Raw genomic sequence first — 19,096 nt, 5'->3', positions numbered from 1 at the left:
GGGGTGCTCCTGAGGAGTTGTCGAGGATGAGGGGCGAGGCCGTGCTGCTCAACGGCGCACGATCGGATTGGTCAAGGTGCCGATGCCCTCGATGGTGATGTCGACCGAGACGCCGGCGGGGACGCTCCGCACACCGGCGGGTGTACCGGTCAGGACGAGATCGCCGGGCAGCAGGGTGACCACGGAGGAGATCTCCGCGATCAGCTCAGCGACGGAGCGGACCATGTCCGCAGTACTGCCCTGCTGTGCGATCTCGCCGTCGACGGCGCTGGAGATGGCGAGCCCCGCACCGGCTGCGGGATCCAGGTCGGTCTCGATCCACGGCCCGATGGGGCACGAGGTGTCGAAGGCCTTGGCCCGGAACCACTGATCCTCCTCCCGCTGCGCATCGCGTGCGGTGAGGTCATTGGCGCAGGTGTATCCGAGCACATGGTCGGCGACCTGCTCGGGGGTGAGGTTCTTGGCCATCCGCTTGATGACCACGGCGAGCTCGGCCTCGAGGCTCACCTCCTGGCTGTAGGAGGGCAGCACCACGGGATCGCCGGGGCCGACGACTGCGGTGTTGGGCTTGAGGAAGTAGAGCGCCTGCTCCGGCACCTCGTTGCCCATCTCTGCGGCGTGCGCCGCGTAGTTGCGGCCGACGCACACCACCTTCGAGCGAGGGATGACGGGGGCCAGCAGGCGCACGTCCTCGAGCGGCACGACGGTGCCGGTGGGTCGGATCTCTGTGTACAGGGGGTCACCGGTGATCCCATAGACCATGTCCCGGCCATCCTTCTCCTGGACGATGCCGTACATGGGGTCTTCACCGGTGGTGAATCGGGCGATACGCATGCCCGCCAGTCTAGAGCGTCACTCGTCGGCCCCTTCAGCGACCTCGGCGCCGGCGATCTCGGCACCAGATCTCGGCATCAGATATCTCGGCATCAGATCTCGCCGCGTCCTCCTCGACGGAGGTGATGGCGATCATGGCCCGGGTGGTCTCGCCGGCGCCGAGCGTGCAGGTCATCCCCACGCTGTCCGGCGGTCCAGGTCTCGACGCCCTTTCCAGCACGTACTACGCTATACTTGAATCATCAACGACTCTTGGCGCAGGTGCCTGCGTCGCAGAATGGAGCTCCTCCGTGACTGACCCGACCACGACCGCATCCGACCTCCCACGGCTGACCTTCGGCCTGGACACCTTCGGCGACGTCACCGTCGACGCACACGGGGCCCCGGTGCCGGCCTCGCAGGTGATCCGTGACGTGATCGCGCAGGGCGAGCTCGCGGACAGCGTGGGCATCGATCACTTCTCGGTCGGCGAGCATCACCGTCCCGACTTCGCCATCAGCGCGCCCGACATGGTGCTCGCCGCCCTCGCCACCCGGACCGAGCGGATCACCCTCGGCACCGCCGTGATCGTGCTCAGCTCCGACGACCCGCTGCGCGTGGTCGAGCGGTTCTCGACTCTGGATGCGCTGTCGCAGGGCCGCGCGGAGCTGACGGTGGGGCGTGGTTCGTTCACGGAGTCGTTCCCGCTGTTCGGGTTCGCGCTGCAGGACTACGAGACGCTCTTCGAGGAGAAGCTGGATCTGCTCTCCGCCGCGATCACCGGGGAGCCGATCACCTGGTCCGGCACCACCCGTGCCCCGCTGAAGGCGCAGTCTCTCTATCCGCCGCTCGAGCGCGCGCTGCCCACCTGGGTCGCCGTGGGCGGCAGCCCGAACTCGGTGGTGCGGGCGGCCCGCCACCGCCTGCCCCTGATGCTCGCGATCATCGGCGGCGCCGCCGACCGCTTCGCCCCGTACGTCCGGCTGTTCCACGAGGCGAACGAGAAGCTGGGCAACGGCCGACTCCCCGTCGGGGTCCACTCCCCCGGCCACATCGCCGCCGACGACGCGACCGCGCGGGAGCAGCTGGCCCCGCACTGGATCCACAACCGCAACGAGATCGGGCGGGAGCGTGGCTGGGGTCCCTCGGGCATCGCCGAGTTCGATGCCGAGATGCAGCATGGGGCGCTGTACGTCGGTTCTCCGGAGACGGTGGCGCACAGGATCGCGACGACGATCCGCACCCTCGGCGTGGACCGCTTCGATCTGAAGTACGCGAGCGGGCCGATGCCGCACGAGCAGCTGATGGAGTCGATCCGGCTGTACGGCACCGAGGTCATCCCGCGCGTGCGCGAGCTGCTCGCGGCGCGGCCCGACACCGAAATGGACTCGCCCTTCGACGAGGCGTGATGAGGGCTCACGTCACCGCGGTGCCTCCCGCAGCAGGAACGAGCGGATCCTCAGCTCCGTCTCCTCGCTGCTGATCCCGTCCAGGACGTCACGGCACCAGCGGATGAGCGAAGCGCTGGCTCCAGGGCGGGTTCTCTGGTCCGTGAGGAAGCGTGCCGGAGCGGCCACCGTAGGCTGACCCCATGAACGATCGGGAGATCACCACGAACGAGAGCACCGGCACCTCGCGCGAGCGCCGCATCGCGACCGCGGCCGCCGCTCTGGCCCGGCACGCGGACCCCGGGCCCACCGCTCTGGGCAGCCTGACCGACGAGCAGCTCGTGGTGCTCCACGGGACGAGCGAGGCCCCCGCACTGCTCACGCCGTGGCTCGACCGCTCGACGGCTACGGACGCGCAGCGCGAACTGCTGCTGTCCTCGGCGGCGCGCGGACAGCTCGCCGCGGGTGCCATCGCGCCTGAGGGCACTCTGGCGAAGGTTGAGGGGCGCGAACCCGTCGGCGACCCGGAAGACCTCCTCCCGACCGCGCTGCCGGCCGGGATCGTGGGGCGCCGCGTGTATTCCAGTCGGCGTGTCACGGCGACTGACCTCGACGATCCTGCGCGCGGCGCGATCCAGGCCTTCGCCGATCTCGACGGCACCGTGATGCAGGAGCAGATCTCCGCCAACGGGATCCACCACTTCACCATGAGCAGCGTCGACAGCGCGGCGCGGGTCCAGGTCCTCTGGCTGCTGGGCGCCCCCGATCCCGAGAGCGCCCCGACCGAGGAGCAGGCCGCGGAGGTCCGCTCCGGGACGCTCGAGGAGCTCACGGCTGATCCGGAGATCGGTGTCCTCCTCTCCTCCGCCACCCGACGGGTACGGATCCTCGCCGAGGATCGCGCCGAGGGCGTCGAGCAGGTGCTCTGGGTGCTCCACGACGGAGAATCCACCGTCGCGCTCCAGCCCTCGGAACATGGCACCGGAGCGCCCTCCCTCGAGGCCTCCGTGCTCGAGGCCGTGCGCGTGGGTCCGGACGGACTGCGCGCTCAGCTCGCGGAGTTCATGACCTCCGGCTGAGGGCCGGGTTCAGCCGAAGACCAGGTCGCCGACGCCCTCGACGATGCGCTGGGGACCGTCGATGATCGGGTCGAGGATCGGGACAGCGTCCCGGATCCCCTCGCTGCTGTCCTGGAAGAGGTCCTGGGCACCGTCGAGCACGGTGTCCGTCCCCTCGCGCAGCCCGCTCCATCCCGTGAGCATCTCGACCACGTCCCCGGGCGCCTCCAGCAGCGCACGCGAGGGCGACCCCCCGCCGACCGAATCCGGGTTGTGCGCGGTCGCGACCGTCAGGCCGTTCCACGCGATGTCCAGGGCACCGGTCGCGATGCCTCCGATGCCACCGATGAGCTTCGTCACGGGGTGGGGGATCATGCCGACCGTCGTGAACGCCAGGTCCAGGCCGTTGATGTTGTAGGTGATGGCCGCATCGAGCACACCGAACAGGTCCCCGTCCTGGAAGGCCTGCAACCCGTCATAGACCGCGATGCCCATCGTGGATGCATCGCCGACGATGTTGAGGACGTCCCCCCAGGTGCCGACGTCGAACATTCCGACGACGTCGATGGCCGAGGTGACCCCGGCGAAGATGTCGAGCCCCAGCAGACCGTCCTCGCCGAGGAGATCGCCCCAGAAGCCATCGCTCTGGAGCGGCTCGTAGTCCTCGAGCCACTGGGTGATGGTGTCCCAGAGCGAGCCGCCGCCGTCCCCGTCGCTCGCCGCGTCCTGCTCCTCCGCCTCGCGCCGGAGCCCCTCGAGGCGGCGCCGCAGATCCTCGAGCGCCTCCTCGATGCGTTCGAGCACCCGGGACTCGAAGTCCTCGCGGAAGCGCTCGACGTCCGGCCCGATCCAGGTCGCCGTGCGCACCGCGATGCCGAGTCGCAGGGAGAGCCCATCGAGCTGGCGCGCGCGGGTATCGGTCAGCTCGGCCTGTGCGCGCAGCGCCTCGGTGTCAGCCCCCAGGAATGTCATCGGTCCCCACCTCGTCCTCGCGTCGTCGTCTCTGCTCGAAGAGTAGACAGCGGCCTGCGTCCGCGCGATGGGGAGCACTCCCCATCACCGCGCTCTCCCGGAGCGGTGCGGCATCATGGGGACGTGCCATCGACTCATTCCGGCAGCCCGGTCATCCTCTTCCGCGCCCCCACCCGTCCCTGGGCACTCGTCGTCGCCACCGCACTCTCCGTGGTGGTGCTGCTGCCCCTGGCCATCCTGCTCGCCGTGCTGGGCGTGGTCGCCGACTCCGCCTCCGGCATCGTGCTCGGACTGGTCGCGGGCGTCCTCGTCCTGCTTCTCGGCTGCCTGCTGGTGGTCTCCGCACGCCAGCACTTCACCGTGACGACGGCGGGGATCGATGTCGCCTCGTATCTCCGTACCCGCCACCTCCCCTGGTCGAGCATCCGACTGGTGCGCGTGGGACCGCCGACGGTCTTCTCGCCGCGGGCCACCGAGCTCGTCCTCGCCGACGGCTCGACGGTGCGGCCCTTCGCCACCTCGATGAACTTCGCCCTGTGGCGCGGAGAGACCCCGCTCTCCCACGGCGCCGACGGAACCGCACCCACCCGCTGCACCCTCGCCGCGATCGACGCGCACCGCCGCTACCTGGCCGGGGAGTTCGGGCGGTGAGAGTGCTCTCCGTCGTCGAGGCGCGGCAGCAGCCGCAGCCTGCGGCGCGGCCGGTATCCTGCGGATTGGTGCCGAGCGGCACCGCCCGAGCCGGAGGCCACCAGGATGATCAGTCCACCCCGCCCAGCAGATGACGGCACGCCGCTGTATGTCGCGCCGACCCGGGGATACCGCTGGCTGATGCTCGTGCTCCTGGGCGTGCTGGCGGTGCTCGCACTGGTGGTCCTCGCCCTCGCAATCTTCATCGCCTGGCAGATTGCTGCGAAGCTCTCGACCGCCGCAGCGGTGGTGATCCTGGTGGTGTTCGGGTTCCTGATCGTGCTGCTGCTGGCGCTGATTGTGGTCAACGCGGTGCTGCAGTCCTCGATGGTGTTCGCCGTGACCACGCAGGGCCTCACCTTCGCCCCTCCCTACCGCAGGGCACGGTTCGTGCCCTGGGCGCAGGTGGCGGCGATCGAGCCCTCTCGCGGGATGTTGATGCGAGGCGCGGTCGCGGTGGTGCTCGAGGACGGCGCTCGCCTGACCGCTTCCCTCACCAACGCCTCCGCCGGCTACGCGCATCCTCCGGCCCCGTCCCATCTGAGCCCCGACAACGGTGCCCCGGCGCCGTTGCGCGCGGCGCTCGACGGGCTCGCCCGGTATCGGCGTGGCGAGTTCGCCGAGCCGCGGCTCAGGCCTCCGGGTCCTCCAGCAGCATCGAACGAATTCGCAGCTCGGCCTCCTGCCGGCTGATGCCCTCCTGTTCCTCCCGCACCAGAGAGTGCCCGGAGAACTCCTCCGGCACGATCAGGGGCGGCATCCGGCCGGGGACGATCACCCGGACAGGAACGGACAGCGATTCCTCGCACCCCGGCAGCTCGCTGGCGAGCGTGCCCAGGTAGCTCCCGCGGAATTGCGGTTGCTCCCAGTGCTCGACGACGTCGAGATAGTCGTTCTCGCTCACCTGGATCCACGGCATGAAGACCAGCATCGCCGCCTCCCCGCGGACCGGGAGGGACAGATATCCCGTGAGGTAGCAGTCGATCGAGCCGCCGTTCTCGATCAGGCACAGCTCATCGGTGGACCGGGCGCGCATCAGCTGCTCCCGGGGGCTCAGGCGCAGGTATGCCTCCGGGCGCGTGAACTCAATCAGCGGCCAGGGGTTCGCCACAGTGCCGTCGGCCCCCTCGTGGCGGTGACCGCAGCCGGCGCAGTCATAGTCGATACCTGGCATCTCGGACGCTCCTTCTCCTGCGACGCCCTGCCGCGGGATGGGCACCACCGTAGGAATCCTCGATGCCTCGAGGCCATGGCGATCGCCTCGCTGTGGACGGGGGTCCGCTGGGGAGGAACGGTGGGGTGCTCGTAGGATGGATCGGTCATCGACCCACCCGCTCCCGGAGGCCCCGTGAACTTACCGCCCCTCGCCGCCCCGGCGCACACGCTGTCGGCCGAGGACGCCGCGGCGGCCCGCCGCGCGCACGAGGACCGGGCCGACGCGCTGACCGCAGCCCATCGCGCACGGCGCCTCCGCGGCGAGAAGCACGCGGTCGAGGACTTCCTGTTCACCTACTACCCGTTCTCCCCCGCCAGGCTGAGGCGCTGGCACCCGGGATGGGAGGTCGCCTACGACGCGGCAGCGGACCTCGGGGCCGACGGCGAGCCCGCGATCGCAGACGTGGACGAGGCAGGACGCCGCTCCTGGTACGTCGACGGCCCCGGGCAGGTTCCAATGCGCCGCGCCGATGCCACGCGATACCTCGCCGAGCGCGGTGACGCACTCGGCTTCATGACGCGGCTGCTCTCGGCGTCCTCGCTCACGCGGCGGCGGCCGGAGTTCGGCTGCTTCGGCCTGCACGAGTGGGCGATGGTGCACCGCGTGCCCGAGGGCGAGCAGCGTCATGAGAATCTTCCGCTGCGGCTCTCTCCGGCGGAGACCGACGCGGTCGTCGAGCGGGAGAACCTGGTGTGCTCCCATATCGATGCCTTCCGCTTCTTCACCCCGTCGGCAGCGCCGCGCAACTCCCTGGAGCCCACTCGCGCCTCCCAGGTCCAGAACGACAACCCGGCCTGTCTCCATGTCGGGATGGACCTCTACAAGTGGGCGATGAAGCTCACCCCGCTGGTGCCGTCGGCTCTCGTGCTGGACTGCTTCGAGCACGCGCGCGAGACCCGGGTGCTGGACATGGAGGCGAGCCCGTACGACGTGCGTCCGCTGGGCTATGGGGTGGTCGCGATCGAGACGCCCGCAGGGAAGGGCGAGTACGTGCGGCGACAGCGTGCGCTGGCCGCACGGGCCGATTCCCTGCGAGAGCGGCTGCTGGCCGTGGTCTTCCCGCTGGCCGAGGCCATTGCGGTCTGAGAGGCACCGCGCGACGGACCGCTATCTCCGCGGAGAGTTCGGCGGTGTCCGAGCGCCCTGGCAGACTGGGACCATGCCCCTCCTGATGCCGTTCCTGCCCGACAGCTCCGCCGACGCCGGACAGGACGCGATCGTCGACGGGTTCATCGCGGCCCAGGAGTCCGTGGGCCGCACCCTGTACCCGCATCAGGAGGAGTCGCTGCTGGCGATCGCCGCCGGTGATCATGTCATCGCCGCGACGCCGACCGGCTCCGGCAAGACCACGATCGCGTACGCCGCGATCTTCGCCGCCATGGCCCGCGGGGAGAAGTCGTACTACACCGCCCCGATCAAGGCACTGGTGAGCGAGAAGTTCTTCGACCTGGTCGCACAGTTCGGTGCGGAGAACGTGGGCATGATGACCGGCGACTCGGCCGTCAACCACGACGCACCGATCATCGTGTGCACCGCGGAGATCTTCGCCAACCACGCACTGCGTGACGGGCCCGGCAGCGACGTGGGCCTGGCGGTGATGGACGAGTTCCACTACTACGGCGACTCCCAGCGCGGATGGGCCTGGCAGGTGCCCCTGGTCGAGCTGCCCGACTGCCAGTTCGTGCTCATGAGCGCGACCCTCGGGGACGTGACGCGCTTCGTCGAGGACCTCAGCGAGCGGACCGAGCGGGACGTGACCGTCATCGATGATGCCCCGCGCCCGGTGCCACTGGACTTCCGGTGGTCGCTCGAGCCGCTGCCGGAGACGATCACCACGATCCTCACCGACCGTGATGCCCCCGTCTACATCGTCCACTTCACCCAGAAGGATGCCCTCGAACAGGCGCAGGCGCTCCAGGGCCAGAAGATCCTCTCCGCGGAGGAGAAGGTCCAGATCCGCGAGATCATCGGGGACTTCCGCTTCTCGAAGGGCTTCGGGCAGATCCTGTCCAGGCTCGTGCGCGAGGGCATCGGCGTGCACCACGCAGGGATGCTGCCGAAGTACCGGCGACTGGTGGAGAAGCTCGCCCAGTCCGGGCTGCTGAAGATCATCTGCGGCACCGACACCCTCGGGGTCGGCATCAACGTGCCGATCCGCACCGTGCTGCTGACGGGCCTGGCGAAGTTCGACGGCAAGCGCATGCGGCTGCTGAACGCGCGTGAGTTCCACCAGATCGCGGGCCGTGCCGGCCGCGCCGGCTACGACACGATCGGCCACGTGGTGGTGCAGGCACCGGTCTGGACGATCGAGTTCGAGAAGGAGCGGGCCAAGCATCGTGCCCGCGAGGAGGCGGGCAAGGTCTCCAACAATGCCAAGAAGCGCAAGAAGGAGCCCAAGCCGCGGATCCCCGAGGGTGCGATCTCCTGGTCCGAGGCGACCATGACCAAGCTGGTCGAGAACGCCCCGGAGCCGCTGCGGCCGCATCTGAAGATCACCGCGGGCATGGTGCTCGCGCTGATCTCCCGGCCGGGCGATGCGATCTCCGCGGGCCGGCACCTGATCATGACCAGCCATCAGACCACCGGGCAGAAGCTGAAACTGGTCAAAGACGGTGTGGAGATCTTCCGCGGGCTCAAGGACGCCGAGATCATCGAGGTGCTCGACGCACCCGACCATCTCGGCCGACGCTTCGCCCTGGTGGAGGACCTGCAGCTGGACTTCACCATGAACCAGCCGCTGGCGCCCTTCGCCATCGCGATGATCGACTCTCTCGACGAGGAGTCCGAGTCCCTCACCCTGGACACCGTCTCGATCATCGAGGCCGTCCTCGAGGACCCGCGTCAGATCCTGCTCGCGCAGCAGAACTCCGCGAAGGGCGAGCTGCTCGGAGAGCTCAAGGCCGATGGCGTCGAGTACACCGAGCGGATGGCCCGGCTCGATCAGGTCACCTGGCCGAAGCCGCTCGAGGAGGACCTCGAGGCGGCGCTCGAGATCTATGCGCGCTCCCGCCCATGGGTGCGCTCCGACGAGCTGTCCCCCAAATCCGTGGTCCGCGAGATCTACGAGACCGGGCAGACCTTCAGCGAGTTCGTGCAGCGCTATGGGCTGCAGCGCTCCGAGGGCATCGTGCTGCGCTATCTCTCCGACGCCTACCAGGCGATGCGCCGCACCATTCCGCAGGACCTGCGCACCGAGGATCTCGAGGACCTGATCGAATGGCTCGGCGTGCTGGTGCGCGGCATCGATTCGTCGCTGCTGGATGAATGGGAGGCGCTCACCCACCCGGAGGATGCCGACCCCGACGGCGCCTCGGAGATCCGACCCACCACCCCGCGTGGGCTCTCCGCGCAGACTAAAGTGCTGCGCACGATGGTGCGCGCCGCCATGTGGCAGCGCGTCGAGCATTTCGCCTTCGAGCGCGAGGCGCGCCTGGCGGAGCTCGACGGCGGATCCGGCTGGGACCGGTCGCGCTGGGCGGCGGTGATGGACGAGTATTACGACACCTACGACGACGTCGGCATCGACGGTCCCGCGCGCTCGCCGCAGCTGCTGCAGATCACGGAGGAGTCGAAGCTCTGGCGGATCCGGCAGGTGCTCGCGGATCCCGATCGGAACCACGACTGGGCGATCGAGGCGGAGCTCGACCTCGAAGCGACCGACGAGGCGGGCGAGCCGGTGCTCGCGATCACGCACGTCGGAGATGCCTCGACCCGTCCCTGATCATCGAGGCCCCGCGCGGAGCCGGGGCCCGGAGGCGCGGGCCGGAATCGCTGGCCGGAATCGGGGTCCGGGCGCAGAGAAGGCCGCCGTCCACAGGGACGACGGCCTTGCTCCCTTCGATCGCGCCACTGGCGCGATCCGTTGCTACTGAGGGGTCGCCTGCCCCCACGGGTTGACCTCAACCCAGGGGTTCACCTCGACCCAGGGATTCACCTCGACGGCAGGCGTCTTGGCCTTCCAAGGATTCACCTCGACCCACGGGTTCACTTCGACCGCAGGCTTGGTCACCTTCCACGGGTTCACCTCGACCGCAGATGCGGCACCGGCCCCCGCGACGCCGAGCGCGAGCCCGAGGGCGACGCCTCCGGCCAGCGTGGCGGCACGCGCCCATCGGCGGCGCGGCCGCAGCATTCCGTCCTTCTGTGCACTCACCATGTTCATCCTCTCGAGGTAAGCATCAGCGGCCCAGGAGGAAGCCCGCTCGCCCCAGGATACCTGTTGTGAGAGCGATCACAAGCGCTTCGCCTCGGCACGAGACGGGGAGAGACGGGACGGGGTCGATCACCTTCGGTGAGGTCAGACGGGGGCCCGCTCGAGGGTCACGGCCTCGACCGCGGCGCACGCCTCCTCGAGGCTCGCCCCGCGCGCCACTGCCGCGCCGACGAGGAAAGCGGAGATCGGGGCCATCGAGCGCTGGACGCCCTCGGCGACCACGCCCGTCATGAGATGGACACGATCCACATCGAGATCCACCCCAGTCACATCGAGGTGCTCGGCGACGCGGTCCAACCAGGGCAGCAGCGTGCTCTCCCAGTCCGGCTGCCGGGTCACCGGAGGTTTCGCGGTCATCAGAACTTCACCTTCTCCCAGCCGCGCCGCTCGGCTTCCTTACGGGGGTCCTTGCTGCGGTAGACGATGTACGGCCGGGTCAGGTAGCCCAACGGAGCGGCGAAGACGTGCACCAGGCGGGTGAAGGGCCAGATCGCGAACAGCGAGAGAGCGCTGAGCACGTGCAGCTGGAAGAAGATCGGCGCCTGGCTCATCAGCTCCGTAGAAGGCTGCAGGGTCCAGAACTGGCGGAACCAGATCGAGACGCCCTCCCGGTAGTCGTAGGTGCCCACCGCAGTGTGCACCACGGTCGCCAGCACCCCGCAGAGGATGGTCATCGCCAGCAGCAGGTACATGAGCTTGTCCCCGGCGGTGGTCGCGCCGAAGACGCGACGGTTCGTGCGCCGGCGGTAGAGCAGGATCAGCAGCCCGCCCACGCATGCCACTGCCGCGGCCAGACCGATGATGATGGCCATCAGGTGGTACATGTGATCGGAGATCCCGACGAACTGGGTCCAGGACTTCGGGATGCCCAGACCCACGACATGCCCGAAGAAGATCCCGATGATCCCGTAGTGGAACATCGGCGAGCCGATCGAGAGCAGCTTGGACTCGTAGATCTGGCTGGACCGGGTGGTCCAGCCGAAACGGTCCTGGCGGAACCGCCAGACGTGCCCGAGCACGAACACGGCGAGCACCATGTAGGGGAACACCACCCACAGCAGCAGCTGGAGCGTCGTCGGGTCGTTCATGAGGGTCGTCCTCTCAACAGGTCCACGGGGACAGGTCCAGGGGCCTTGGCATCGGAGCTGCAGGAGCTGGCGGCGAAGGTCCTCCCGGCGAGATCTCCGGCATCGCCGTCGAGACCGTAGCCGTCCAGCCCCACGGTCTCTTCCTCCGGACCCTCCTGCGCGAGCTGCATGACCGCGGAGCGGTCATCGGCGTCCAGCGGAGGCAGGGTCGAGCACAGCGCCACCAGCGCACCGTGCCAGGGAGAGGAGATATCGGCCAGGTGCAGGCGCAGCAGCTCCACGCCGGGCCGGTTGGAGCGCAGGATCTTCGCACCCCGTTCGGCGTCATGAGCTGCACCGAACTCGAGCACCACCGGCAGGTGGTCCGGCAGCTCCTCGCTGCCGATCTCGAGGCCCGCGGTGCGGAAATCCTGCTTGATGCGCAGCAGCGCCATGCCGCGGCGGCGGGTGTCGCCGTGGCTGAAATAGGTCAGGTGCAGGCAGCCGCGTCGGCGCGTGTCGAAGGTGTCGACGTACTCCTCCTGCACCGAGATCTCGTCACGCTCGTCGAGGATGTCCACGGTGCGCAGCAGCGCCGAGCGGGTCGGCTCCGGGAGCCCGGACGCCAGCTCGCGCACCGCGGGATAGCGCGCGATGGTGTCCCGGTCCGGGTAGGTCAGCAACCACGAGACCGCGATCCAGGTGATGCGCAGCTGCTCGGTGGTCATCCCGGAGGCATGCAGCAGGTCCTTCGGCGTCCGCCCCCGTGGGGGCAGGGTCGCGACGGCTCCTGCGCCAGGATCGCTGCGTCGGCTCAGCAGCCGTGCCAGGGCGCCCATCAGGCGCTCCCGGTGGCAGGGGCCGGGAACAGGCCGTCGGGCCGTCCGTTGCCGTCCCAGTTCAACAGGTTGATCCGCACACCCTCGGGGCGATCGACGGCGTTCTCCCGACGCTTGCTCGAGAACCCGGGGCCGGACATCCCCATCGACTCCTCGGGCAGGGACATGCCCATGCCGGGACCGCCGGGCACGTTCAGCGAGCAGTCCGTGCCGGTGCCTTCGAGGTCGTGGGCCGATTCGGCGTGGCCGACGGGGATCACGTACCGGTCCTCGTACTTCGCGATCGCGAGCAGACGGTACATGTCCTGCATCGTCTCGCCGTCCATGCCGACGGCATTCGCGATCCCCTCCCGGGGCTCCTTGCCGAGGTTGATGTCGCGCATGTACGAGCGCATCGCGGCCATGCGGTACAGCACCCGCTCCACCGTGGGGACGTCCCCCGCGGTGAACAGGTTCGCGAGGTACTCCACCGGGATCCGCAGCGCATCGATCGCGGCGAACAGGTTCTCCGCGTCCTCGGCGTCGTAACCGGTGTCCCTGACCACGTCCACGACCGGCGACAGCGGCGGGATGTACCAGACCATCGGCATCGTGCGGTACTCGGGGTGCAGCGGGAGCGCGACCTCGTAGTCCTTGATCAGCTTGTAGGTCGGCGACTTCTGGGCGGCGAGGATCCAGTCGTGATGGATCCCGGCGGCCTCAGCCCCCCGGATGACCTCGGGGTCGTGCGGGTCCAGGATGATGTCCATCTGGGCCCGGTAGAGCTCCTGCTCGTCCGTGATCGACGCGGCCTGGGTGACCCGGTCCGCGTCGTAGAGCACCAGCCCGATGTACCGCAGCCGGCCCACGCAGGTCTCGGCGCAGACCGTGGGCTCCCCCTGCTCGATGCGGGGGTAGCAGAAGGTGCACTTCTCGGCCTTGCCGGTCTGGTGGTTGAAGTAGATCTTCTTGTACGGGCAACCGGTGATGCACATGCGCCAGCCTCGGCAGTCATCCTGATCGACCAGGACGATGCCGTCCTCCTCGCGCTTGTAGATGGCGCCGGAAGGGCAGGAGGCCACGCAGGTGGGGTTCAGGCAGTGCTCGCAGATGCGCGGCAGGTAGAACATGAAGGTCTGGTCGAACTCGAACTGGACCTTGTCCTCGATGCCCTTGAGCATCGGGTCCTTGTCCTTGTGCAGGTAGGTCCCGCCCAGGTCATCGTCCCAGTTGCCGGACCACTGGATATCCAGCCGTTCACCGGTGATCAGCGATTTCGGGGGCGCGGTGGGGATGTTCGGCGAGTTCGCGGGGGCGTTGAGCAGGTTGTCGTACTCGTAGGTCCACGGCTCGTAGTAGTCCTCGATGCTCGGCAGCTTCGGATTCGAGAACAGCTGCATCAGCTTGGTGATGCGGCCGCCGGCCTTGAGCTTCAGGCGCCCGTTCTTCCCCAGCTCCCAGCCGCCCTTCCACTTCTCCTGGTCCTCGTAGCCACGGGGGTACCCCTGGCCGGGACGAGTCTCGACGTTGTTGAACCACATGTACTCCGTGCCGGAACGGTTGGTCCATGCCTGCTTGCAGGTCACCGAGCAGGTGTGGCAGCCGATGCACTTGTCGAGGTTCATCACCATCGACATCTGGGCCATGACTCTCATCGCGGCTCTCCTTCGCTCTGCGTTGTAGGGGGGCTCAGTACTCGACCGGGGTGGTGCGCTTGCGGATCATCGTGACCTCATCGCGCTGGTTCCCCGTCGGCCCGTAGTAGTTGAAGGCATAGGACAGCTGGCCGTACCCACCGATCAGGTGCGAGGGCTTGAGCATGATGCGGGTCAGAGAGTTCGTGACACCACCGCGCTTGCCGTCCCGCTCGGTCAGCGGCACGTTGACAGTGCGCTCCTGGCCATGATGCATGAACGCGGTGCCCTTGGGCATGCGGTGGCTGACCACGGCGCGGGCGGCGACCACGCCGTTGCGGTTGACGGCCTCGACCCAGTCGTTGTCCGTGATCCCGACGGCCTCGGCGTCCTCGACGCTCATCCAGATGTTCTGACCACCACGGGAGAGGTTCATCATGTAGAAGTTCTCCTGGTACATGGAGTGGATCGCCCACTTGTTGTGCGGGGTCAGATACCGCACGGAGATCGAGGTCCCCGCCTCGTCCTTGTCGCCCAGCGGCCGCTCTCCGAACAGGGCGGTCATATCCAGCGGGGGCCGGAACACCGGCAGCGCCTCCCCCATCTCCAGCATCCAGTCGTGGTCGAGGTAGTAGTGCTGCCGACCGGTGAGGGTGTGCCAGGGCTTCTTGCGCTCGACGTTGATCGTGAAGGGGCTGTAGCGGCGTCCCCCGGTCTCCGAACCAGACCACTCCGGGCTCGTGATCACCGGGACCGGCGCGGCCTTGGTGTCCGCGAAGTGGATCCGCTTGCCCTCATGCTCCGCGGCGAGGTCGTGGAGCTTCGTGCCGGTGCGCTTCTCGAGAGTCTTGAATCCCGCAGTGGCCATGTGCCCGTTGGTGGTTCCGGACAGCCCCAGGATGAACTCGCAGGCCTGCAGGTCCGTCTCGAGCTTGGGACGGCCCGCGGCAGGGCCGGTGCGGTGACGGCCGTTGAGCTCCCCGAGCTCGTTCACGTACTGCTTCACGTCGAAGGTCACGCCCTTGGCGGTCATCCCGAGCGTCTCCAGCAGCGGCCCGATCGAGGTGTACTTCGCGTGGATCTGGGTGTAGTCCCGCTCCACCTCCACCAGGGTGGGCATCGTGCGCCCCGGGATCGGTTCGCACTCACCGAACTTCCAGTCCTTGACCCGACCGTGCGGGGTGGCCAGCTCCCCGGGGGTGTCGTGCTGCAGCGGGAAGGCGACGACGTCCTGGCGGGTTCCCAGATGAGTCTCGGCCAGCTCGCTGAACTTCTCCGCGATCGTCGCCCAGGTCTCCCAGTCGGTGCGGGATTCCCAGGGGTTGGAGATCGCGGGGTTGAAGGAGTGGATGAAGGGGTGCATGTCCGTGGTGGAGAGGTCGTGCTTCTCGTACCAGGTCGCAGCTGGCAGCACCACATCGGAGTGCAGGGTCTGACTCGTCATCCGGAAGTCGAGGGTGAGCATCAGGTCGATCTTGCCGATGGGCGCCTCGTCCCTCCACTTCACATCGCGCGGGCGCAGGTGCTCCGGGGTCTCCTCCTCGGTGGCGGCGCTGTCCACCCCCAGCAGGTGCCGGAAGAAGTACTGGTCGCCCTTGGCGGAGGAACCCAGGGTGTTCGCCCGCCAGACGGACCAGATCTTGGGGTGGTTCTGCGGAGCGTCGGGGTCCTCGGCAGCGAAGTTGATCCCGCCGCTCTTGAGCTGGTCCACCAGATACGGGATCGTCTCCTCGCCCGCTTCCGCAGCACGAACGGCGACGTCCAGGGAACTGATGTCGAACTGCGGGTAGAACGGTTGCCAGCCCAGCCGCTGGGACAGCGCCACGGCATCGGCCGTGGTGGTGTTCGCGAACTTCCCTGCTCCGGTGGTCGCGGCGAGGGTGTCCGCTCCGAAGCGGTCGTAGCGCCACTGGTCGGTGTGCATGTACCAGTAGGTGGTCTGAGTCATCTGCCGCGGCGGGCGGGACCAGTCCAGGGCGTTGGCGAGGTGCAGCCACCCGGTGAGGGGACGCACCTTCTCCTGGCCGACGTAATGGGCCCAGCCGCCGCCGTTGACGCCCTGGGTGCCGCAGAGGTTGGTCAGGGTGAGGAAGGAGCGGTAGATGGTGTCGGAGTGGAACCAGTGGTTGGTGCCGGCGCCCATGATGATCATCGAGCGGCCGCCGGAGTCGATCGCGTTCTGGGCGAACTCCCGAGCGATCCGGGCCGCCGCCTGCCCGGGCACACCGGTGATGGTCTCCTGCCAGGCCGGGGTGTACAGCGACTCGGCGTCATCGAGGCCGGCCGCCCACTGCCCGGGCAGTCCTTCCCTGCCCACGCCGTACTCGGCCAGCAGCAGATCGAAGACGGTGGTGACGGTGCGGCCGTCGACGGTGCGCACCGGGACGCCGCGGGGGACGTCGCCGCGGCCGCCCTGACCGACGGTGTCGAAGCGGGGCAGCAGCACCTCGGCCATTCCCTCGTGATGGCCCAGCAGGGACAGGGCGGGATCGAGGTCGCCCAGCTCGAGGTTCCACCGGCCTTCGCCGTCAGCCGAGTAGCGGTGGCCGAGGGTGCCGTTGGGCACCACCACCTCGCCGGTGACCGTATCGAACATCATCGGCTTGAAGTCCGCATGCTCGGTGGTCGCCTCGGCGGTGCGGTGCTCCCCCGCCTCGCTCGCGACCAGGAACTTGCCCGGCACCACCGAACCGTCCTCGCGGGTCTCGAGCTGCACCAGGAACGGCAGGTCGGTGTACTGCTTCGAGTACGACTCGAAGTAGGGGACCTGCTTGTCCACATAGAACTCGCGCAGGATGGTGTGCCCCATCGACATCGCGAGCGCCGCATCGGTGCCGGGATGCGGGGCGAGCCATTCGTCGGCGAACTTCACGGACTCGGCGTAGTCGGGGGCCACCGAGATGACCTTCTGGCCGCGGTACCGGGCCTCGACCATCCAGTGGGCGTCCGGGGTACGGGTCAGCGGAACGTTCGAGCCCCACATGATGAGGTAGGCGGCGTCCCACCAGTCACCGGACTCCGGCACGTCGGTCTGGTCGCCGAACACCTGCGGGGAGGCCGGCGGCAGATCGGCGTACCAGTCGTAGAAGGACAGCATCGAGGCGCCGATGAGCTGGTGGAAGCGGGCACCGGAGGAGAAGGACACCTGGCTCATCGCCGGGATCGGCGAGAAGCCGGTCGCACGGTCGGGCCCAAACTCCTTGATGGTGTGCACGTAGGCGGCGGAGACCATCTCCACGGCCTCGTCCCAGGAGGCGCGCACCAGCCCGCCCTTGCCACGGGCGCGCTTGTAGCGCATCGCCTTCTCCGGGTCCGAGACGATCGCCTTCCAGGCCAGGACCGGGTCGTGGCCCGGTGCCTTCGCCTTCTCCTCCCGATACATGCGCAGCAGCTCGGAACGCACGTAGGGGTAGCGCACACGGGTGGGTGAATAGGTGTACCAGGAGAAGGAGGCGCCGCGGGGGCAGCCGCGCGGCTCGTACTCGGGCTTGTCGGGGCCGGCCGAGGGGTAGTCCGTCTCCTGGGACTCCCAGGTGATCACGCCGTCCTTGACGTAGACCTTCCATGAGCAGGAGCCGGTGCAGTTCACACCGTGGGTGGAGCGCACCACCTTGTCGTGACTCCAGCGTTCGCGGTAGAAGGAGTCGCCGCTGCGCCCGCCCACCTTGTGCGTCTCACGGTTGTCCTCGCTGATCTTCTCCGAGCGGCTGAACATCTTGCGCGCGCCGATGAGGGCGTCGAACAGCGGGGAGTCGACCGAAGCGGCCTTGGCCGGACGGTTCTTCGGTGCCTGACGGTCCTGGATGGTCATGGGTGCTCCTCCTGGGAACGAGGGGTGCGGCGACGAGGGGTGCGGCGACGTGGGGTGAAGGGCGACGAGGGTCAGGACACGGAGATCTTCTCCCGGGCGGTCGCGCGCGCGCCACGGGCGACGAACAGCGTCACCACGATGGCGCCGACGGTCGCCAGCAGCAGCAGGACGATGCCCAGTGAGTAGCTGCCGCTGTCGGTATGGATGGCTGCCATCACCAGCGGGGGCACGAAGCCGCCCAGACCGCCGGCGGCGCCGACGAAGCCCGTGACGGAGCCGACCACCGAGGGATCGCTGGTCTGCGCGACCAGCGCGAACACCGCACCGGAGCCGACGCCGAGGCCGGCGGCCATCACGATGAAGGCGACGGTGCCGATCGGCATCAGATCGGGCTGGAAGGCAAGGGTGAGAGCGGCCAGCGCGACCGCGATATAGGAGACCAGCAGCGTGTTCGCCGCTCCCAGACGGTCCGAGAGGGTGCCGCCGAGCGGGCGCATGATCACGGCGACGATCACGAAGCCCGCCATCCGGAAGGAGGCGTCGGTCGCCTCGAGGCCGTACCAGTTCTGCAGCATGGTGGGCAGGAAGACGGAGAAGGCGACGTAGCCGCCGAAGGACAGGGCGTACAGGTAGCACGCCTGCCAGGTCACCTTGAGCTTCATGACCGCGACCGACTGGGCGACGATGTTCTTGCGCGAGGGTTCCCAGGTGGGTGCGTTGTGCATGAACAGCCAGGCGATCACCGCGTAGAGCACCAGGGCGACCGCGGTCAGCACGAACGGGGCGGCGTTGCCGACCGAGTTCACCAGCGGCACGGTGGTGAAGGCGCTGATCGCGGTGCCGCCCATGCCCACGCCGTACAGGCCCGTGGCCATGCCGCGCTTGGCGGGCGGGAACCAGGAGTTCACATAGGGCACGCCGATCGCGAACGTGGTCCCGGCGATGCCGAGGAAGAATCCGCCGAGCAGCAACGTCGAGAAGGTGTACTGCCCGATGAGCCCGACGAAGAGCACCGGAATGACGGTGATCAGCGAGACCACCGGGAACATCAGATGGCCGCCGTGCCTGTCGGTCAGCCCGCCCATCACGATGCGGCCGAGGGAACCGACCAGCACCGGCAGCGCGACGATCAGGGACGCGTCGGTGGCGAGGCCCCGCTCGACGTAGACGGGGCCGAGGGGGCTCAGCAGCGCCCAGGCCCAGAAGTTCACGCCGAAACCGAGCGTGACCAGGGCAAGTGCGCGCCAGGCGCCGGGGGGCACCGTGGTGCTGGGGTCTGTGGGGGTACTGGGGGACGCGGTCATCGTCGATTCTCCACGCTCGAGGGCGAATACATGGGTCGAGGAGTTTCCGAGGACTCGCTGCTGGGGTTTCTCTGCACCGGTTCAGGGTCCTCGACCCTGAAGATCACATTAG

The 19,096-nt window shown here is 68.5% G+C and carries 17 protein-coding genes; 6 read left to right on the top strand and 11 right to left on the bottom strand.

Features of this window, described 5'->3' with window-relative positions; translation table 11 throughout:
* Nucleotides 1-48 precede the first annotated feature (48 nt).
* Complete coding sequence (locus ACT3T9_RS17015) at nt 49-834, bottom strand: fumarylacetoacetate hydrolase family protein (protein ID WP_441445970.1); 786 nt, start codon at nt 832-834, stop codon at nt 49-51.
* A 34-nt stretch (nt 835-868) separates the two neighbouring features.
* On the bottom strand, nt 869-1,009 hold the full coding sequence (locus ACT3T9_RS17010; RefSeq protein ID WP_441445971.1) for a hypothetical protein: 141 nt from the start codon (nt 1,007-1,009) through the stop codon (nt 869-871).
* Nucleotides 1,010-1,124: 115 nt separating this feature from the next.
* On the opposite strand from ACT3T9_RS17010, the gene ACT3T9_RS17005 reads away from it, so the two are divergent.
* Nucleotides 1,125-2,222 carry an LLM class flavin-dependent oxidoreductase gene (locus tag ACT3T9_RS17005; protein ID WP_441445972.1) on the top strand — a complete coding sequence of 366 codons (1,098 nt, stop codon included), beginning with the start codon at nt 1,125-1,127 and terminating at the stop codon, nt 2,220-2,222.
* Between the two features lie 182 nt (nt 2,223-2,404).
* Complete coding sequence (locus tag ACT3T9_RS17000) at nt 2,405-3,280, top strand: hypothetical protein (RefSeq protein ID WP_444502277.1); 876 nt, start codon at nt 2,405-2,407, stop codon at nt 3,278-3,280.
* A gap of 9 nt (nt 3,281-3,289) precedes the next feature.
* Here the strand turns inward: ACT3T9_RS17000 and ACT3T9_RS16995 are convergent, their stop codons facing one another.
* Complete coding sequence (locus tag ACT3T9_RS16995; RefSeq protein WP_444607122.1) at nt 3,290-4,231, bottom strand: hypothetical protein; 942 nt, start codon at nt 4,229-4,231, stop codon at nt 3,290-3,292.
* Nucleotides 4,232-4,354: 123 nt separating this feature from the next.
* Between ACT3T9_RS16995 and ACT3T9_RS16990 the strand changes: the two genes are divergently transcribed.
* Nucleotides 4,355-4,882 carry a PH domain-containing protein gene (locus tag ACT3T9_RS16990; protein ID WP_444607121.1) on the top strand — a complete coding sequence of 176 codons (528 nt, stop codon included), beginning with the start codon at nt 4,355-4,357 and terminating at the stop codon, nt 4,880-4,882.
* 105 nt (nt 4,883-4,987) lie between these two features.
* Nucleotides 4,988-5,614, top strand: a complete 627-nt coding sequence (locus ACT3T9_RS16985) for a hypothetical protein (RefSeq protein ID WP_444607120.1) — start codon at nt 4,988-4,990, stop codon at nt 5,612-5,614.
* Here ACT3T9_RS16985 and ACT3T9_RS16980 read toward each other — a convergent pair.
* Nucleotides 5,553-6,095 (bottom strand): DUF2199 domain-containing protein, encoded by a 543-nt coding sequence (locus tag ACT3T9_RS16980; RefSeq protein ID WP_441445977.1) that lies wholly within the window; start codon nt 6,093-6,095, stop codon nt 5,553-5,555. The genes ACT3T9_RS16985 and ACT3T9_RS16980 overlap by 62 nt on opposite strands.
* A 174-nt stretch (nt 6,096-6,269) precedes the next feature.
* Here ACT3T9_RS16980 and ACT3T9_RS16975 point away from each other — a divergent pair, with 174 nt between their 5' ends.
* Together ACT3T9_RS16975 and ACT3T9_RS16970 are read left to right on the top strand one after the other, a co-directional pair.
* Complete coding sequence (locus tag ACT3T9_RS16975; RefSeq protein WP_444607119.1) at nt 6,270-7,223, top strand: 3-methyladenine DNA glycosylase; 954 nt, start codon at nt 6,270-6,272, stop codon at nt 7,221-7,223.
* A gap of 73 nt (nt 7,224-7,296) precedes the next feature.
* Nucleotides 7,297-9,858 carry a DEAD/DEAH box helicase gene (locus ACT3T9_RS16970; RefSeq protein WP_444502278.1) on the top strand — a complete coding sequence of 854 codons (2,562 nt, stop codon included), beginning with the start codon at nt 7,297-7,299 and terminating at the stop codon, nt 9,856-9,858.
* A 144-nt stretch (nt 9,859-10,002) separates the two neighbouring features.
* Here ACT3T9_RS16970 and ACT3T9_RS16965 read toward each other — a convergent pair whose 3' ends face one another.
* From ACT3T9_RS16965 to ACT3T9_RS16935, 7 genes are all read right to left on the bottom strand, one after another.
* Nucleotides 10,003-10,293 (bottom strand): hypothetical protein, encoded by a 291-nt coding sequence (locus tag ACT3T9_RS16965; RefSeq protein WP_444592516.1) that lies wholly within the window; start codon nt 10,291-10,293, stop codon nt 10,003-10,005.
* 141 nt (nt 10,294-10,434) lie between these two features.
* Nucleotides 10,435-10,707: a DUF6457 domain-containing protein gene (locus ACT3T9_RS16960; protein WP_444607118.1), complete on the bottom strand. Its 273-nt coding sequence runs from the start codon at nt 10,705-10,707 to the stop codon at nt 10,435-10,437.
* Nucleotides 10,707-11,438, bottom strand: coding sequence for a respiratory nitrate reductase subunit gamma (narI, locus tag ACT3T9_RS16955; RefSeq protein WP_441445982.1), 732 nt, complete (start codon nt 11,436-11,438; stop codon nt 10,707-10,709). Before narI ends, ACT3T9_RS16960 begins: the two co-directional genes overlap by 1 nt.
* The gene (gene narJ, locus ACT3T9_RS16950; RefSeq protein WP_441445983.1) at nt 11,435-12,256 is read right to left on the bottom strand and encodes a nitrate reductase molybdenum cofactor assembly chaperone; all 822 of its coding nucleotides are present in this window, start codon (nt 12,254-12,256) and stop codon (nt 11,435-11,437) included. Before narJ ends, narI begins: the two co-directional genes overlap by 4 nt.
* Nucleotides 12,256-13,890, bottom strand: coding sequence for a nitrate reductase subunit beta (gene narH, locus ACT3T9_RS16945; protein ID WP_441445984.1), 1,635 nt, complete (start codon nt 13,888-13,890; stop codon nt 12,256-12,258). Before narH ends, narJ begins: the two co-directional genes overlap by 1 nt.
* A gap of 34 nt (nt 13,891-13,924) precedes the next feature.
* Nucleotides 13,925-17,680, bottom strand: a complete 3,756-nt coding sequence (locus tag ACT3T9_RS16940) for a nitrate reductase subunit alpha (protein ID WP_441445985.1) — start codon at nt 17,678-17,680, stop codon at nt 13,925-13,927.
* Between the two features lie 71 nt (nt 17,681-17,751).
* On the bottom strand, nt 17,752-18,984 hold the full coding sequence (locus ACT3T9_RS16935; RefSeq protein ID WP_444601074.1) for a nitrate/nitrite transporter: 1,233 nt from the start codon (nt 18,982-18,984) through the stop codon (nt 17,752-17,754).
* Nucleotides 18,985-19,096: the final 112 nt, after the last annotated feature.

The organism is Brachybacterium sp. AOP29-B2-41 (assembly GCF_052378395.1).
Lineage (GTDB): Bacteria > Actinomycetota > Actinomycetes > Actinomycetales > Dermabacteraceae > Brachybacterium.
This window is presented reverse-complemented; position numbering and strand designations above follow the sequence as displayed.

Bases quoted from the DNA above. Each gene is read 5' to 3' on its own strand.
- ACT3T9_RS16980 (WP_441445977.1), bottom strand. From the start codon at position 6,095: ATGCCAGGTATCGACTATGACTGCGCCGGCTGCGGTCACCGCCACGAG.
- ACT3T9_RS16940 (WP_441445985.1), bottom strand. From the start codon at position 17,680: ATGACCATCCAGGACCGTCAGGCACCGAAGAACCGTCCGGCCAAGGCC.
- ACT3T9_RS16995 (WP_444607122.1), bottom strand. From the start codon at position 4,231: ATGACATTCCTGGGGGCTGACACCGAGGCGCTGCGCGCACAGGCCGAG.
- ACT3T9_RS17015 (WP_441445970.1), bottom strand. From the start codon at position 834: ATGCGTATCGCCCGATTCACCACCGGTGAAGACCCCATGTACGGCATC.
- ACT3T9_RS16965 (WP_444592516.1), bottom strand. From the start codon at position 10,293: ATGGTGAGTGCACAGAAGGACGGAATGCTGCGGCCGCGCCGCCGATGG.
- ACT3T9_RS16960 (WP_444607118.1), bottom strand. From the start codon at position 10,707: ATGACCGCGAAACCTCCGGTGACCCGGCAGCCGGACTGGGAGAGCACG.
- narI (WP_441445982.1), bottom strand. From the start codon at position 11,438: ATGAACGACCCGACGACGCTCCAGCTGCTGCTGTGGGTGGTGTTCCCC.
- narH (WP_441445984.1), bottom strand. From the start codon at position 13,890: ATGAGAGTCATGGCCCAGATGTCGATGGTGATGAACCTCGACAAGTGC.
- ACT3T9_RS17000 (WP_444502277.1), top strand. From the start codon at position 2,405: ATGAACGATCGGGAGATCACCACGAACGAGAGCACCGGCACCTCGCGC.
- ACT3T9_RS16935 (WP_444601074.1), bottom strand. From the start codon at position 18,984: ATGACCGCGTCCCCCAGTACCCCCACAGACCCCAGCACCACGGTGCCC.
- ACT3T9_RS17010 (WP_441445971.1), bottom strand. From the start codon at position 1,009: ATGACCTGCACGCTCGGCGCCGGCGAGACCACCCGGGCCATGATCGCC.
- ACT3T9_RS16985 (WP_444607120.1), top strand. From the start codon at position 4,988: ATGATCAGTCCACCCCGCCCAGCAGATGACGGCACGCCGCTGTATGTC.
- narJ (WP_441445983.1), bottom strand. From the start codon at position 12,256: ATGGGCGCCCTGGCACGGCTGCTGAGCCGACGCAGCGATCCTGGCGCA.
- ACT3T9_RS16970 (WP_444502278.1), top strand. From the start codon at position 7,297: ATGCCCCTCCTGATGCCGTTCCTGCCCGACAGCTCCGCCGACGCCGGA.